The sequence below is a fragment of the Advenella kashmirensis W13003 genome (assembly GCF_000506985.1).
In the GTDB taxonomy this organism is placed as follows: Bacteria; Pseudomonadota; Gammaproteobacteria; order Burkholderiales; family Burkholderiaceae_B; genus Advenella; species Advenella kashmirensis_A.
On the sequence record NZ_KI650983.1, the window covers coordinates 125,996 to 142,051 of the forward strand.

General features: G+C 54.6%; 14 protein-coding genes. 8 read left to right on the forward strand and 6 right to left on the reverse strand.

Annotated features, from left to right (window positions below):
* Positions 1-88: 88 nt before the first annotated feature.
* Entirely contained in the window at positions 89-2,119 is a 2,031-nt protein-coding gene (locus W822_RS44510) for a sigma-54-dependent Fis family transcriptional regulator (RefSeq protein ID WP_024007302.1), read from the forward strand.
* 228 nt (positions 2,120-2,347) lie between these two features.
* On the forward strand, positions 2,348-3,313 hold the full coding sequence (locus tag W822_RS44515) for a bile acid:sodium symporter family protein (RefSeq protein WP_024007303.1): 966 nt from the start codon (positions 2,348-2,350) through the stop codon (positions 3,311-3,313).
* Positions 3,314-3,460: 147 nt separating this feature from the next.
* On the opposite strand, the gene W822_RS44520 is transcribed toward W822_RS44515, so the two are convergent.
* Positions 3,461-3,886, reverse strand: coding sequence for a GNAT family acetyltransferase (locus W822_RS44520; protein ID WP_031243735.1), 426 nt, complete (start codon positions 3,884-3,886; stop codon positions 3,461-3,463).
* Positions 3,887-4,125: 239 nt separating this feature from the next.
* Here W822_RS44520 and W822_RS44525 point away from each other — a divergent pair, with 239 nt between their 5' ends.
* The 5 genes from W822_RS44525 to W822_RS44545 are packed head-to-tail and all read left to right on the forward strand — an operon-like array spanning position 4,126 to position 9,385.
* Entirely contained in the window at positions 4,126-5,106 is a 981-nt protein-coding gene (locus W822_RS44525; protein ID WP_024007306.1) for a TauD/TfdA dioxygenase family protein, read from the forward strand.
* Complete coding sequence (locus W822_RS44530) at positions 5,103-6,476, forward strand: ABC transporter substrate-binding protein (RefSeq protein ID WP_024007307.1); 1,374 nt, start codon at positions 5,103-5,105, stop codon at positions 6,474-6,476. Before W822_RS44525 ends, W822_RS44530 begins: the two co-directional genes overlap by 4 nt.
* Positions 6,477-6,487: 11 nt before the next feature.
* Entirely contained in the window at positions 6,488-7,402 is a 915-nt protein-coding gene (locus W822_RS44535; protein WP_024007308.1) for a carbohydrate ABC transporter permease, read from the forward strand.
* A complete protein-coding gene (locus W822_RS44540) occupies positions 7,389-8,297 on the forward strand; it encodes a carbohydrate ABC transporter permease (protein ID WP_031243750.1) in 909 nt (302 codons plus the stop codon). Before W822_RS44535 ends, W822_RS44540 begins: the two co-directional genes overlap by 14 nt.
* A 17-nt stretch (positions 8,298-8,314) precedes the next feature.
* A complete protein-coding gene (locus W822_RS44545; protein WP_024007310.1) occupies positions 8,315-9,385 on the forward strand; it encodes an ABC transporter ATP-binding protein in 1,071 nt (356 codons plus the stop codon).
* Between the two features lie 60 nt (positions 9,386-9,445).
* Here W822_RS44545 and W822_RS0124195 read toward each other — a convergent pair whose 3' ends face one another.
* The 3 genes from W822_RS0124195 to W822_RS44555 form a co-directional block, all read right to left on the reverse strand.
* Entirely contained in the window at positions 9,446-9,739 is a 294-nt protein-coding gene (locus tag W822_RS0124195) for a hypothetical protein (RefSeq protein WP_155848228.1), read from the reverse strand.
* A 184-nt stretch (positions 9,740-9,923) separates the two neighbouring features.
* A complete protein-coding gene (locus tag W822_RS44550) occupies positions 9,924-11,561 on the reverse strand; it encodes a lactate permease LctP family transporter (protein WP_024007312.1) in 1,638 nt (545 codons plus the stop codon).
* 256 nt (positions 11,562-11,817) lie between these two features.
* Positions 11,818-12,705: a polyphosphate kinase 2 family protein gene (locus tag W822_RS44555; RefSeq protein WP_024007313.1), complete on the reverse strand. Its 888-nt coding sequence runs from the start codon at positions 12,703-12,705 to the stop codon at positions 11,818-11,820.
* A gap of 405 nt (positions 12,706-13,110) precedes the next feature.
* On the opposite strand from W822_RS44555, the gene W822_RS44560 reads away from it, so the two are divergent.
* Entirely contained in the window at positions 13,111-13,314 is a 204-nt protein-coding gene (locus tag W822_RS44560) for a hypothetical protein (protein WP_024007314.1), read from the forward strand.
* 166 nt (positions 13,315-13,480) lie between these two features.
* Here the strand turns inward: W822_RS44560 and typA are convergent, their stop codons facing one another.
* Together typA and truB are read right to left on the reverse strand one after the other, a co-directional pair.
* Positions 13,481-15,301 carry a translational GTPase TypA gene (gene typA / locus W822_RS44565; RefSeq protein ID WP_024007315.1) on the reverse strand — a complete coding sequence of 607 codons (1,821 nt, stop codon included), beginning with the start codon at positions 15,299-15,301 and terminating at the stop codon, positions 13,481-13,483.
* Complete coding sequence (truB, locus tag W822_RS44570) at positions 15,298-16,056, reverse strand: tRNA pseudouridine(55) synthase TruB (RefSeq protein ID WP_024007316.1); 759 nt, start codon at positions 16,054-16,056, stop codon at positions 15,298-15,300. The genes typA and truB overlap by 4 nt, the downstream gene beginning before the upstream one ends.

Below are 16,056 nucleotides of genomic sequence, written 5' to 3' on the forward strand. Positions count from 1 at the left end.
AAGATATAAACATATGTATCAAAAACGCAAAACAAAAATCCCGCCCCGGCCATGACCAGGACGAGGCTGGTGCACAGCAGGAGGAGACATGTACTCGTTGGAGGTGAGCAATCACATTGAACGGATCAACCAGATCGTCCATCATGGCGCCATGGTGCCGGATATCGACCCAGCGGTCGCATCCTCATGGGGACGCTGCGTCAACGATTATGGTCTGGACCCGGAAAGCCGGCGACTGCCGCCGGTCCTCACACATGCCGAGCGCATTGAGCGCGCCGAGCAAAAACGGGTACTGATTACCGAAGCCAAACACGAAATGAATATTCTGTATCAGCAACTGGCTGATCCGGAGCTGGCCGTTGTTCTGGTGGACACCGACGGTTGTATTCTGCATATGGTGGCGGCAGATCATCTGGAAAGCGACCTGTCCAGCCTGGGCCTGCGCCTGGGCGCGGTCTGGAGCGAGGAAGAAGTCGGCACCAACGGCATGGGCACCTGCCTGATTGTCGGCGAGCCGATCGCGATCCGCCAGACAGATCATTTCCTGTACAAACATATTTTGCTGACCTGTTCGGCCGTACCCGTGATGGACCACACCGGCAAAATGATTGCCGTGCTGGACGTCACCAGCCGTTCATCCCTGTTGCAGCAGCACTCCCTGGTGCTCATAGGCATGACAGCACGCATGATCGAAAACCGTCTGCTCACGGTCAACTGCAAGCATGCGCATCCGGTTCATTTTCACAGTCGGCCGGAAAGCATCAATACTGTACACGATGGCAAGCTGATGGTCGAAGACGATGGCACCATTGTCGCAGCCAACCAAAGCGCCCTGGTCCAGTTGGGATTTCCCGGCATGAAAGAGTTGCGTCGTTACCGCTTCGATGAAATCTTCCAGTCGACGCTCGAGGCGCTTTTGCAGCGCAGTATGCAAAGTTCGTTTCATCCGGTCCCCATTTATCGGGCAGGCGCTTCCAGCCGCTTTTTCGCTGTGGCCCAGCTGCCGCCTGCAGGTTCCACTCATGTCCAGAACCAGGCCAGCCCTGCCCGCCCAGTGCAACTGGCTTCTGAGAAAGCCACCGAGCTGACAACGCTCCCATGCAAGAGCACCCGCGGAACGCCGCAATCGCGCATTGAATTGGGCGACACGTTCCTGCGTGAACAATTTGAACTGGCCCAGCGCGTGGTGAGCAAGGGCGTACCGGTATTGCTTTACGGAGAAACCGGCTCAGGCAAAGAGGTGCTGGCGCACGCGGTTCATCATCGCAGTCCACGCCATGAAGGCCCGTTTGTAGCCGTCAACTGCGCTTCGCTGCCAGAGAGTCTGATCGAGTCCGAACTGTTCGGTTATCGCGCCGGCGCATTTACGGGCGCCCAGCGTCAGGGGCGCAGCGGCAAAATACTGCAGGCCCACGGCGGCACGCTGTTGCTGGATGAGATTGGTGACATGCCCCTGGCCCTGCAGGCGCGCCTGCTGCGGGTACTGGATGAACGCAAGGTAACACCACTGGGGGCCGATACCTCGGTCGACGTCGATATTCAACTGATCAGCGCCAGCCATCGCAATCTGAGCGATCTGGTGGCGCGTGGCCAATTCCGTGAAGACTTGTATTATCGGCTGAACGGCGTGGAAATCCGCCTGCCGCCGCTCAGGGAGCGCCAGGATAAACGACAACTGATCGACCTGATTCTTGAAGAAGAAGCCGGCCAACGGGTGCCGCTGGCAGATGACGTCCTGATGGTTCTGATGCAGTACGCCTGGCCCGGCAATCTGCGACAGATGCGTCATGTGCTGCGCACCATGGCGGTCCTGGCCGATGGCGCAACGATCGGCATGCAACACCTGCCGGGCCCGCTTGCCGCTGCGCAAAACCAGAGCGTACAGAATGGCGCACCCGCATCGTGCTATCTGGAGAGCATGACCGAGGCAGAAGAGCATGAGCCGGTCAATCCCCTGCAGGAGAGCGAGCGGATCACCCTGATTCAATTGCTGGAGACCCATCGCTGGAATATCAGCGACGTGGCCCGCACGCTGGGTGTGAGCCGCAATACGCTTTATCGCAAATTGCACCGGCACAACATTACCCTGTCTACGCAGGGTAACCCCACCGTGACCTGAAACACAGTACAATCAGTTTACTGCACCGCAACACCGGCGCGCAACGCCGGTGTTTTTGTTTTTGCACGATCTGCACAGCAAGCCGGGTCCCAGGTTTACCGGCCTGTCCGCCCCCAGTCGGTGATTCGCCCCATACACTTACCCGTCGTGACACCCGCCCTCTGTGGCCTCATCCTCCCGATGGTGGTCAGACAAGCGCTGCACGACGTTATCACAAGGAATTTCATGATGCAGGCCATTGCCCGCCTGAGCCAATTCGTTGGCAAAACATTTGTCATATGGGTATTGCTGTTCGCAATACTGGCTTTTTTCAATCCCTCTGCCTATACCTGGCTGGGCCAATACATCGTTCCGCTGCTGGGCATTATCATGTTCGGCATGGGTCTGACCATTTCAAAAAAAGACTTTGCCGAGGTGTTCACCCGCCCCGGAACGGTTGCCATTGGCGTGCTAGGCCAATTTATTATCATGCCGGGGCTGGCCTGGCTGCTGGCAACCGGACTGAACCTGAGTCCTGAAGTGGCGGTCGGTGTGATTCTGGTCGGCTGCTGCCCCGGCGGCACCGCCTCCAACGTCATGACCTTTCTGGCTCGCGGCGATGTTGCGCTATCCGTTGCCATTACGTCGGTCACAACACTGCTGGCACCCATCGTGACACCCGGACTTATTTATCTGATGGCCAGTCAATGGCTGGACGTCAGCGCTGCCGCCATGTTCTGGTCTATCGTACAGGTTGTGATTGTGCCGATCGCGCTGGGCCTGATCGTTCAGGCAATCCTCAAGGACAAAGTGAAGGCCGGCGTTGCCGTGCTGCCTCTGGTTTCGGTGGTGGCGATTGTCGCCATCGTGGCTGCTGTCGTTGCCGGCAACCAGGAAAAAATTGCCAGCAGCGGTCTGGAAATCTTTGCCGTCGTCATACTGCATAATGGCCTTGGCCTGCTGCTGGGCTATTGGCTGGCCAAACTGTCTGGTCTGAGCGTGGCGCAGCGCAAAACGCTTTCGATTGAAGTGGGCATGCAAAACTCCGGGCTGGGTGCCGCACTGGCGACTGCACATTTCTCACCGGCGGCAGCCGTGCCCAGCGCGATTTTCAGCGTCTGGCACAATATCACGGGTCCACTGGTTGCGACGTTATATCAGCGCTTCAAAAATGATGAGGCGAACGAACATTCTGGTTCCGACAGGAGCAGTTGAAATCAGCGGTTCCGGCCCTGATCTCACCGCCTGATACAGGCGCTCCGGGGACGGCGCGTGATTGACAGTACGCGCCGTCTCACATACAGAAGGCGATTCGGCGCTGTCAACCCCGCGCCCATACACTCACCCAACTCATTATCTACTCTACTGATCTGCAATCAGCCGCTTGCCGAGCACCACCACGTCTGCCGGTTCGTAGCCCAGTGTCTGATAGAACGCGCTGACAGCAGTGTTTTCCTGCCGGATCATCAACTGGATCTTGGGGCAGCCGATCGCATGCAATCGTGCCTCCGCATCCTGCACCAGCCGCTTTCCCAGTCCACGGGATTGATATTGCGGGAGTACGGCCAGATAATAAATCCAGCCACGATGGCCGTCAAAGCCCGCCATCACCGAACCAATTACCTGTGTATCGTACACAGCCACCCGGAACAGCAACGGGTCTTCATCCAGTTTGCGCCGGATATCCTTGTAAGGATCGTTCCAGGGTCGGGTCAGGCCACAGGCCTGCCATAAGGCAACAGTCTGATCGGTATCATCTGCCTGAAACGGTCTGAGTTCAATCTGCATGGTGTGTTCGTATCCCACGTTCGGTCATCTGAAAGCAGAAAGAATATCACAGGCGATCATGCGCCGTCATGGGGCTGTCCCTGCGCCCCATCCATCAAGACCCGCTATCCAAAACAAACTCCTGCGCGTGCAGGACCCGGGATAAGTATATTTCCTCACAGGAAATTTGGTCATGCGTATGTTGTATTTCCATCCCGGCTTGCGCTTGCTTACTATCGTCAGACACTTGGGAGAAAAACATGAGCAACAGTCAGGCTGACACTAATGAATCCACTTACTCGGCCTTTACCGTGCACCGCGCGGCCGGCCATATCGGCGCAGAAATTGCCGGGCTTCGCATTTCGGGCGATCTGCAGCAGCACATTATCGACGATATCGAACAGGTTCTGCTGAAGCATAAAGTGGTTTTTTTTCGCGGACAGGATCATCTGGACGATACCATTCACCAGGCATTCGGTCAGCGATTTGGCAATACCGAGCCCCATCCAACGGTTCCTTCTCGACAAGGCACACGCCTGTTTGAACTGGACGCATCCAAGGGAGGCGGACGCGCCGATTCATGGCATACGGATGTGACCTTCAAGGCGCATTATCCGAAGATCTGCATTTTGCGCGCCGTGACGGTTCCAGAATTCGGTGGAGACACCGTGTGGGCCAACACCGCCCGTGCCTATGACAAGTTGCCGGCGGAACTGAAAGCACTCGCAGAACAATTGTGGGCCGTTCACAGCAATGATTATGACTACGCAAAAGATCGTCAGGAGCTGGACAAGACACGAATCGAACATCACAAAAACGTGTTCATCTCCGAGCTCTACGAGGCTGAACATCCGGTGGTGCATGTACATCCGGTCACGGGCGAGCGCGCGTTGCTGCTGGGCCATTTCATCAAATCGCTGACTCATTTTTCCACAACCGAATCAGCTCGTCTTTTTGAATTACTGCAAAACCGGGTCACGCGACTGGACAACACAGTGCGCTGGCAGTGGCGACAACACGATGTGGCCATGTGGGACAACCGCGCGACACAACATTACGCCGTCAACGACTACGGCAATCAGCCACGCGTGGTGCGACGCGTCACCGTGCAGGGTGGGCCGGCCACATCGATCGACGGGCGTTCCAGTCGCACCAGAACATCTCCACACGATGTGCCGGACGAATCTGTTAAGGCCGTCACGGGTGTCAACGATGAGCAACAACAGGTTGAGACTGTATGAACACAAAAAACGCAAAAATAAAATCCACGCTTCCAGTAAACAGACAGTCCCGACGCCACGCTCTACGCACGCTCACGGCTGCCGGCATGTCGCTGGCCCTGCCGGGCCGGTCTGTCGCCGCAGGTAAAAAGCCACTGAACGGCGTGACGCTCAATGTGTCCACGTTCAGCGCCGCATTTCCTTCTCTTCTAAGAAAATGGATTCCGGAATTTGAAGCGCAGACAGGCGCTAAAGTCAATTTCGACACACCGTCGTTTCCCGTCTACAACCAGCGTACCGATCTGGAACTCTCCACAAAGGGTGCTGCCTACGATGTTGTCAATGTCACGTTCATCTACTCCAGTCGCTGGATCAACTCGGGCTGGCTGACGCCGCTGGATGACTACATTGCCGATCGCAACGTCACCCCTGCCGACTGGGACATCAATGACTTTGTCAAAGGCGCCCGCGACGCCGAAACCGGACGGGATGGCAAACTGTATGGCGTGCCGTGGACATCTGAAGCGCTGTTACATGTTTCCTCCCGATTCGATCTGGTACAGGAGGCTGGCCTGGATTTTCCGGACACGACCGATGATCTGCTCAAGGTTCTGCGCGCGGTCAACCAAAAGGAAAAGGTGGCAGGGTTTGTCGCTGACAATCATTATGGCTGGACATTCGTGCCCTATCTTCATGCTTTTGGCGCCGATGTTTTCCGCTACGTGCCAGATGATCTCACGCCAGCACTGACCACACCGGAAGCAACCGCTGCAGTTGAGTATTATGCCAATCTGATTCGCGAATTCGGCCCCAACGGCGCGGTCAGCTATACCCCGGATCAGGTGATACAGGCTCTTAAGCTGGGACGCGTGAATTTCTCTGACCAGGGCCAATTGTATTTGGCCCAATTGGGCGATGCTGCTTCAAGCAGGACCGTAAAAACAGTCAAGTTCGGATTACCGCCCAGGGGTCCGGCAGGCCGCTTCCCGGGGACCAGCGTGCATGGCCTGGGCATACCTGCTGGCTCGAAAAACAAGGACGCGGCCTGGGCATTTATCCAATGGGCGCTGTCGAAACAAACCACGGCTAAAGCCGTTGCTGCAGGATATGGCTCCCCGGCGCGGCTGTCGGACATCAAATCCGATACGTTTCGCAAGCGGCAGTTAATCAATGGCTCCGATCTTGCCCAGCTATCGCTCGATGCCATTGACATGGCGGCAACCACCGGCCACATGAAATATCGCACAGTATCAGTCTACCCCCAGATTGACCAGCAGTTGAATAAGGTCATTGCACTGGTTGTCACCGGACAGATGACAGCCAGGCAAGCGCTGGAGCAGGCTCAGGCGCAATCGATCGCACAATTGCGCCGTTCAGGCATCAAACTGTAACGGAAACGATCATGACCGCAACTGCTCTATACAAACCCGTGTCATGGGAGCGCGCCCGCAACCGGGCCTATGCATGGGGTCTGTTACCGGCCCTGGCCGTCCTGTTGCTGATCACACTCGTGCCGTCGCTGGCGCTGATCATCAGCAGCCTCACGCCGCTCAGTCTGGTCGACCCGGCAGCATCCTTCAATTTTGCAGACCCGCTCATCAACTTTCGTCAACTTATGCATGATGAACGTTTTTTGAATTCAGCCACAACGCAATTGCAGCTTTCGTTCCTGACTGTTGCCATGCAACTGGGCACGGGCGTGAGTCTGGCTCTTCTGCTCAATGGGGCGTCACGACAGTTGCAATACCTGCGCAGTCCGTTTCTGATTCCCATGCTGATTCCTCCGGTTGTCGTGGCCCTGATATGGAAAATCATCTACTCGCCCGATATCAGCCCTTTGCACCGATTGATCGAGTCCGCCGGCTTTTCACTGGATGCCCTGACAGCCAATCCTCACACTGCCCTGTGGGCGATTGCCGTTGCCGATACCTGGCAGTGGTTCCCGTTTACGCTACTGATGATCCTGGCCTCACTGCAAATGCTGCCGAGTGAACCGCTGGAAGCCGCCCGCATAGACGGCGCCAATCGCTTGCAGATTCTCAGATACATTGTGTTTCCGCACATCCGCCCCGTTCTGCTCGTGTGCGGGCTGTTTCGATTGATCGACAGCTTCAAGGCCTTTCCGCTGATCTATATTCTGACCGACGGCGGACCAGGTAATGTGACGGAAGTCAGCAACTATTACGGCTTCACTCAAGCCTTCAATTTTTCCTATTGGGGTTACGGCAGTGCGATCGCTGTTCTTATTCTTCTCGGCGTATTTGCGCTGAGTCTTATCGTCTCCCGATTTGGCCGGAGCCGCCATGAACAACACTAAAACATTTGAACGGGATTTGGTGCCGGCGATGCGGCAAAGGTCCCCTGTCCGGCGCAATACCAGCGAGGTAATTTTCTCCGCAGCAAGACAAGTGCGCCTGCAGGCAAGAACAATTCTGGCGGCTGGTATCATGATTATCGTGCTGATGCCGGCCATCTGGCTGGTGCATCTGGCGTTCAAACCCGCACTCGACATATTCGATACCACACTACTGTTCACTCCGACACTGGATAACTTTTACGCCCTGTTGGCTGATGGCAGTTTTTGGAAAGCGCTGGGCAACAGTCTGGCGGTCAGCCTTATGTCGACCTTTTTTTCAATGCTGGTGGGTGTGCCGGCTGCGTATGTGCTTGCCCGCTGGCGTTTTAAAAACCGCAGGCACGTCATATTGTGGGTCCTCGTCACTCGCATGGCACCTCCGATTGCGTTTACCATCCCGTTTTTCCTCGCTTTCCGCTGGCTCGGCCTGCAGGATACGCTGATCGGGCTCACATTGATTTACATGACGTTCAATCTTGCCATTGTGATATGGCTCATGCAATCTTTTTTTGAATCGGTTCCTGCCAGCCTCGAAGAGGCCGCATGGCTGGACGGCTGCAGCATCTGGTCGGCGTTCTGGCGGATTACCCTGCCCCTGGTCACGCCCGGCCTGGCCTCCACGGCTATTTTGTGTTTCATTTTTGCCTGGAGTGATTTCTTTTACGCGCTGGTCCTGACCCGTACCCAGGCCGTCACGGCCACCGTAGCCATCGTCAACTTTCTGCAGTATGAGGGCTGGGAATGGGGAAAAATCGCAGCAGGCGGCACGCTGGTCATGCTGCCGGTGCTACTGTTCATGCTCATCATCAGGCGTTATCTGGTCAACGGCCTCACCGCAGGCGCAATCAAGGACTGACACGGCGTTTCATTACTATGTCTGCAATCAAACTACATCATATTGTCAAACACTACGATAACCGCACCATCCTGCATGGAATCGACCTGGATGTGAACGATGGCGAATTTGTCGCGCTGGTCGGCCCGTCCGGTTGTGGCAAATCGACGCTGCTGCGCACCATTGCCGGCCTGGAACCCATGTCGTCGGGTACCATCACCCTCGGTCAGCGTGTGCTGAATGACGTGGCGCCCAAAGATCGTGATATGGCCATGGTTTTCCAGAATTACGCGCTCTACCCGCATATGACTGTCCGGGACAATCTCGGATTTGCGCTTAAAATAAAAGGCGTCGACAAACACGCCCGGGCAGAACGGGTGGCTCAAATCGCCGCCACGCTCGGGCTGGCTCAGGAACTGGATCGCTACCCGCGCCAGCTCTCCGGCGGTCAGCGCCAGCGGGTTGCCATGGGACGCGCGATTGTCCGCCAACCCGCCGCATTTCTATTTGACGAACCCCTGTCCAATCTGGACGCAAAACTTCGCATACAGATGCGCACCGAGATCAAGGCACTGCATCAGAAGCTGCGTGCAACCACAATCTATGTTACGCATGACCAGGTTGAGGCCATGACCATGGCAGACCGCATCGTGGTGCTGCGCAATGGCAGGATAGAGCAACAAGGTACGCCGCTGCAATTATATGATCGGCCTGTCAATACCTTTGTTGCTGGATTCATTGGCTCTCCGGCAATGAACTTGATTCAGGGGACCATGCGGAACGGCGAGCACCCTTGCGTTCTGAGCAACGATGGAATCCAGTTGCCGGTTGGCCCTGTCCCGTCCACGGTTCAACCGGGACAACCTGTCATCTATGGTATCCGGCCCGAGCATTTGCACATCGTATCCGAACCCGGTATTGAAGCCCGGGTCACGGTAGTCGAACCGACAGGCGCAGAAACCCATGTGGCTGCCCGGCTGGGCACAACTGCCCTTCTGATATCGCTTCGTAATCGCTTTACACAAGCACCGGATAGTCCCCTGTTCATCATGCCTGAGGTCAAACAGGTACATTTGTTCGATGCAGATACCGGATATAGATTGAACTGATGGCCCGACCCGGAGCCCCTGCACCGCGACCCGCTTATTTTTTAGAGGGCTTTCGCGCAACTACCAGCGTACGCGTGCCGGGTCTTTCCATTCACTGGTCAGAGCGGCGACGCTGACCGGCGGTTTCGAGGAGAATTTGAGCTGTTTGAACAGCGCCAGCGAGGCGCGGTCAAAATCAAAGGCGCGATTTACAATTCGCGTGGTGATTTGTTGAGATTTATTCAAAGCCGCCACTGTTTTTCTCCTGTTCGACGTCATCCTGTTGATGAAGGAACCCTGCTGCCAGTTGACTGCTTCTTTCAACGCCGGTCTGATGCCGCGGTCAGCTGACGAATTCCTGTTTGATGTGCTCAATATAGCACCGTCAATGCAAGCGCATCAAGCACGAAAGTGATAAAAATCATTCATTATTTTCATATCGTTATTATGAATAAACTATTGGAGAACATGAGCGATCAAGCGTAAAAAAAGGGCTGCGAGCAACCTCGCAGACCCTTCTCAAAAATACCGGACCGGGTCTCAGGACCCGGCCGTCCGCCTATTCAAACAGATGCAGTGACCACGGAAATACATAAGCCATCAACAGCGTCAGTATTCCGACGAACGTGCAAAACACAACGCTGTGTCTCACGGTAAAACGGAACAGCTCGGACTCGCGTCCCGTCAGGCCTACCGCCGCGGTAGCCACCGCGATCGATTGCGGTGAAATCATTTTCCCGGTCACGCCACCGGTCGTATTAACGGCGACCAGCAGGTGAGGATCGACGCCAATCTGATGGGCCGTATTGGCCTGCAGCGAGGCAAACAGCGCGTTGGATGACGTATCGGAACCGGTCAGGAAGACACCGAGCCACCCCAGGAATGGCGCAAAGAACGGGAACGCTGCACCCGAACTGGCCAGCACCAGCGCCAGTGTGGTCGACAACCCGGAATAATTGGCCACGAAGGCAAAACCGAGCACTGCACCAATGGACAGAACCGGATAGCGCAATTCATAAAGCGTTTCGCCAAACAGGCGGATCGCCGCTGCAGGTTTCAATTTCAAATAAAAAACCGACAAAATGGCGGCAAGCAAAATCGCTGTACCCGTCGCACCCAGCAGATCCAGTTTGAAAATGGCTTCATAGGGCGTGGTCTGGGCAACCACGGGAGCCACCTTGCCTACCGCGTTATGCAAAAGCGGGACAGGGAAAGAAAAGGTACCGACGCTCAAGAGACTCTTAATCCCCTTGACCGTCCAGAGCGAGACGAAAATCGTCAGAAACACAAATGGCATCCAGGCACGAATCACCTGCGAGCCGGAATATTTCTTGGCCGATTCATCCCGTGCATACGGACGCATGCCCTCAAACGTAAATACCTCTTTGGGATGCCATACTTTCAGGAACAACGACAGGCAAACGAGACTGACCAGGGCTGATGTAATATCGGGCAACTCTGGTCCGATGAAATTTGAGGTCAGAAACTGCGTGATCGCGAATGACACGCCACCGACCAATACGGCCGGCAACGTCTGGCGAACACCGCGCATGCCATCCATCATGGCGACAAGCCAGAGCGGCACGATCACCGACAAAATGGGCAACTGACGGCCCGCGATCTGGCCCACGTGGTAGGGGTCAAGCCCGGACACGGTACCTGCCACAATGACCGGGATACCCATTGCGCCGAAAGCCACTGGCGCAGTATTGGCAATCAGGCATAAACCGGCAGCATAAAGCGGGTTGAATCCCAGACCGACAAGCAGGGCCGCCGTAATCGCAACCGGAGCGCCGAAACCGGCCGCCCCTTCCAGAAACGCACCAAAACAAAACCCAACAAGCAGCATTTGCAAGCGCTGGTCGGCAGTCAGGGATGTGACCGAGGCTCGAATGATTTCAAACTGGCCCGTCTTGACCGTGATTTTGTAAAGAAATACGGCGGTAATAATAATCCACGATATCGGCCAAATACCATATGCAAATCCATATATGGCAGACGTAATGGCCAGACCTGCCGGCATCTGATACGCAAAAATCGCCACGAGAATGGCGATCAGCAAGGTCAGCAATCCGGCGACATGGCCCTTGAGTTTAAGAACGGTCAGCGCCAGAAAAAAGAAAACAATAGGTATAACGGCCAGCAAAGCGGTATAGGCAAGGCTTCCCCCTACCGCTGTATAATTCTGTAACCACATGGTACACAACTCCTGAAATACGACTGGGGCCATATCTTCAGGCTTTCATTGTTGCGCAACAAGCGGGAATACCCTATGGGGGCTTTGACCCTTGCTCAGACTCACTTGTAGAAAACATATCAAGAGCAGATAGAAATAAATATCACAGTTGTAATATTTATTTCTTACCCAAACCTGAATGAAAAATAACGGACATATTACAATTATAATATTCAGGCTTTTGTACCTTGTCTGGCGCGTTCCCCAAAACCGGGGATTATTTTGACTCCAGTTCCAGCTGGGTTTTATAGGCGCCAAGATTCTTCTTCTCTTCTTTTTCCAGCGTCGGGTAATTCAGGTCGAGCGACTGCAGGGTTTGCAGAACTGCATCGGCGACGACAAGACGGGCATAGGATTTATCGTTACCAGGAATAACGTACCAGGGCCCCTCTGCGGTGGCGGTATTTTTTATTGTCTCTTCATAAGCGTGCATATACTCGTCCCAGAACTTTCTTTCCTCCAGATCGGCACTTTCAAATTTCCAGTTTTTTTCAGGATTATCCAGCCGTTCCATAAAACGCTTCTTCTGTTCATCACGGGAAATATGCAGAAAGAATTTCAGCACCCGGGTGCCATTGCGGTCCATATGCTTTTCGAAATGACGAATGTCTTCGAAGCGTTCATCCCAGATATGTTCGGTCAGACAAGCCTTGGGCAAATGCTGCCCGTCCAGTATCGTTGGATGAACGCGCACCACCAGTGTTTCTTCGTAATAGGATCGGTTAAACACGCCGATATTGCCACGCTGGGGCAGACACTCGCTCGTACGCCACAAGAAATCGTGACCGAGCTCTTCTTCCGATGGGCGCTTGAACGAATATACTTCGCAACCCTGGGGATTGACACCCGATAGCAGATTTTTGATGGTGGAATCTTTTCCTGCCGCATCCATCGCCTGGAAAATCAGCAGCAGCGACCAGCGATTATCGGCATAAAGAATGTTTTGCAAATCGGAAATGTCTTCTACATATTGACCCAGGCGCTTCTCCGCGTCCTTTTTATCAACTTTGCTACCAGGATCGGTATCATATTTTTTCAGGCTGAACTTTTTTCCGTCGCTGATGCGAAACTGTTCAGAAAAACCTGCCTTGGGCAAATCCGCCATCAAACACTCCTTGTGTTGTTTATCATCCGTCCCTTGCGGGAGGTCAGTATCCACGCTGTCAGAACTGGCTCTCGCTGAATCAACTCCAGCTGAATCAACTCCAGCCGAATCAACACCACTTTAGCATGCGGTATCGCTCGCGTCCGCATTGCTTGAGCACCCCTCTTGAGCAATTTTCGGATGCAGCATGTCCAATCGACCCATGTGTATAAGTCCGATTGGTCATTTTTTGATCATAAATCGAAAACGCTTTTGATATCATCAGCTTGGCAATGTTTTACAGAATTATTAAAATACTGTCCACATCATTCTCAACATATTCTGTTGATAAGCGGGTGTTCTTTCCACATTGGGATAAAGTTGTGGGTAACATGTGTTCAACATGTGATTAACAAATGAATAACTATGGCCACAGTCATTAAATTGTTTTTGATCGTTCTCATTGTTTGGTGGATCGGTCGGTTTTTCAGCGCAACGCTTTATCGTCTATGGGCTCAGACCATTGGTACGGGCTTGCACTGGATTACGCACAACGGGTCAATCATGATGCGCTGGGTGCTCATCGTCGCGCTGCTGCTCGGCCTGCTGGTCGTCTATCAATGGCCATAGCCCTGGCCGTGAACCGGCAGGGGCAACGTTGGGACGCCATTGTGCCCAACGTTTCCATACCCATTCAGCCGCAAGCCAAAAAAAGAACCGCGCCCGGTTAAACGGAGCGCGGTTCTTTTTTCAGAGCCGATACTGCGTCAGCAGACCGGCCTGACCCTGACAACAATCAGGGATTTTCACGTGCAGCGCGTTTGCGCTCATGTTCCAGCAGATGACGTTTGCGCAGACGAATGGTCTTGGGCGTGACTTCTACCAGTTCGTCTTCATCAATGAACTCGACCGCATATTCCAGATTGAGTTTGATCGGAGGAACCAGGCGTACGGCTTCATCGGTACCGGATGCCCGCACGTTGGTCAGCTGCTTGCCCTTGATCGGATTGACGACCAGATCGTTATCACGACTGTGAATACCGATGATCATGCCTTCATACAGTGCTTCGCCCGGAGAGACGAACATACGACCCCGATCCTGCAATTTCCACAAGGCGTAGGCCACGGCATCGCCATTGTCCTGGCTGATCAGCACACCGTTACGGCGTTCACCGATACTGCCTTCGCGCACAGGTGCGTAGTCATCAAAAATATGACTCATCAAGCCGGTGCCGCGGGTCATGGACAGGAATTCACTCTGAAAACCAATCAGGCCACGGGCAGGAATGCGATATTCCATACGAGTGCGGCCACGACCATCCGATTGCATGTCCAGCAGCTCACCCTTGCGACGACCCAGCTCTTCCATGACGCCACCCTGATGATCATCTTCCAGGTCAACCGTCAGCAGCTCCATTGGTTCGTGACGAACGCCGTCAATTTCCTTGTAGACTACGCGGGGACGCGACACTGCCAGTTCAAAACCTTCCCGGCGCATGTTTTCAATCAGAATCGTCAGATGCAGCTCACCACGACCCGATACTTCAAAAACCGTATCGTCACCGGTATCGCGTACACGCAGCGCCACGTTGGATTTGAGCTCCAGGTTCAGGCGATCACGAATCTGGCGGCTGGTCACGAATTTGCCTTCGCGGCCGGCCAGTGGCGATGTGTTGACCATGAAATTCATGTTCAGGGTCGGTTCGTCAATTCTGAGCATAGGCAGTGGCTCAGGCTGATTGGGATCGCACAGCGTGCAGCCGATACCGATCTCTTCGATGCCGTTGATCAAAACGATATCGCCTGCTTCCGCACTTTCAACCTGTTCGCGCTCAAGGCCCTTGAACTTCAGAACCTGATTGACGCGTCCCTTGCTTTGCTCGCCCTCTTCGCCAAACCGGACCACGACTTCCTGTCCCGGGCGAATACGGCCACGGTTGATACGGCCTACGCCGATTTTGCCGACGTAGCTGTTATAGTCCAGCGAAATAATCTGCAACTGCAGTGGCGCCTCTTTATCATCGTCACGCTGTGGAACATACTTCAAAATAGCGTCAAACAACGGACGCATATCACCTTCGCGAACGTCATCGGTCAGACCGGCATAACCACTCAGGCCGGATGCGTACACAATCGGAAAATCCAGCTGCTCTTCGGTCGCGCCGAGTTTGTCGAACAGATCGAATGTGGTATCGATGGCGAAGTCCGGACGGGCGCCGGGTCGGTCGATCTTGTTGACGACCACGATCGGTTTCAAGCCCAGCGCCAGGGCCTTCTTGGTCACAAAGCGCGTTTGCGGCATCGGACCTTCGACGGCATCGACCAGCAATAATACGCCGTCTACCATGGACAGAACGCGCTCGACTTCACCACCGAAGTCGGCGTGTCCGGGCGTATCGATAATATTGATGTGCGTGCCTTCGTATTCGACCGCACAGTTCTTGGACAGAATCGTGATGCCACGTTCTTTTTCGATATCGTTCGAGTCCATGACGCGCTCGGCAACCTGCTGGTTGTCGCGGAACGTACCGGACTGGCGTAACAGCTGATCGACCAGCGTTGTTTTTCCATGGTCAACGTGCGCAATAATGGCGACGTTACGGAGCGCTCGGCTCATAATGTATCTTCCTTTTGTCGTATATTGGACGGCAGCAGGCCGTCCGGTATTTCATTGAGCGGTATCAGGCATGTCTGCCTGTTTTCCATCTGTTCGAGCTGGTCTATCGTGGTGGCATCATCCAGACTGAAAGGCCCCACCTGGGTTCGGCGCAGCGCAGTCAAATGGGCAAAACAACCCAGCGCCCTGCCGATGTCCTGCGCCAGCGTACGGATATAGGTCCCCTTGCTGCAGTGAACATCCAGTACCATTGAGGTGTCGTCCAGCGACCGAACCTGCAAATCATGGATGATCACGTTGCGCGATTCTCTTTCGAGAACGATGCCCTGTCGGGCGTATTCATAAAGCGGGCGCCCGTCACGCTTGAGCGCCGAATGCATGGGTGGAATCTGTGATATTGGACCGCGAAACTGTGGCAATACCATGTCGATCCGCTCGCGGCTGACGTCTTGCGGCGTCAACTGTGCCTGCTGAACAACAGTTCCGGTCAAATCACCGGAATCGGTTTCAGTACCAAACTGCAAGGTGGCCGTGTAGGATTTGTCGGCATCCAGCATGGCACCGCATATTTTTGTTGCCTTGCCGAAACAGCACACAAGCAGCCCCGTAGCGAAAGGATCAAGCGTGCCGGTGTGTCCGCCTTTTTTTGCATCCAGCATGCGGCGAACGCGCTGCAAAGACTGGTTACTGGAAAAGCCGAACTGCTTGTCCAGCAAAAGGACGCCATCGATTTCCTGCCCGCGTTTTCTTCCCAT

Excerpts from the sequence above, each read along its gene's own strand:
- W822_RS44550 (WP_024007312.1), bottom strand. The coding sequence starts at position 11,561 with ATGTGGTTACAGAATTATACAGCGGTAGGGGGAAGCCTTGCCTATACC.
- W822_RS44560 (WP_024007314.1), top strand. The coding sequence starts at position 13,111 with ATGGCCACAGTCATTAAATTGTTTTTGATCGTTCTCATTGTTTGGTGG.
- W822_RS44535 (WP_024007308.1), top strand. The coding sequence starts at position 6,488 with ATGACCGCAACTGCTCTATACAAACCCGTGTCATGGGAGCGCGCCCGC.
- W822_RS44510 (WP_024007302.1), top strand. The coding sequence starts at position 89 with ATGTACTCGTTGGAGGTGAGCAATCACATTGAACGGATCAACCAGATC.
- W822_RS44530 (WP_024007307.1), top strand. The coding sequence starts at position 5,103 with ATGAACACAAAAAACGCAAAAATAAAATCCACGCTTCCAGTAAACAGA.
- truB (WP_024007316.1), bottom strand. The coding sequence starts at position 16,056 with ATGGGAAGAAAACGCGGGCAGGAAATCGATGGCGTCCTTTTGCTGGAC.
- W822_RS44515 (WP_024007303.1), top strand. The coding sequence starts at position 2,348 with ATGCAGGCCATTGCCCGCCTGAGCCAATTCGTTGGCAAAACATTTGTC.
- W822_RS44520 (WP_031243735.1), bottom strand. The coding sequence starts at position 3,886 with ATGCAGATTGAACTCAGACCGTTTCAGGCAGATGATACCGATCAGACT.
- W822_RS44545 (WP_024007310.1), top strand. The coding sequence starts at position 8,315 with ATGTCTGCAATCAAACTACATCATATTGTCAAACACTACGATAACCGC.
- W822_RS44555 (WP_024007313.1), bottom strand. The coding sequence starts at position 12,705 with ATGGCGGATTTGCCCAAGGCAGGTTTTTCTGAACAGTTTCGCATCAGC.
- W822_RS44540 (WP_031243750.1), top strand. The coding sequence starts at position 7,389 with ATGAACAACACTAAAACATTTGAACGGGATTTGGTGCCGGCGATGCGG.
- typA (WP_024007315.1), bottom strand. The coding sequence starts at position 15,301 with ATGAGCCGAGCGCTCCGTAACGTCGCCATTATTGCGCACGTTGACCAT.
- W822_RS44525 (WP_024007306.1), top strand. The coding sequence starts at position 4,126 with ATGAGCAACAGTCAGGCTGACACTAATGAATCCACTTACTCGGCCTTT.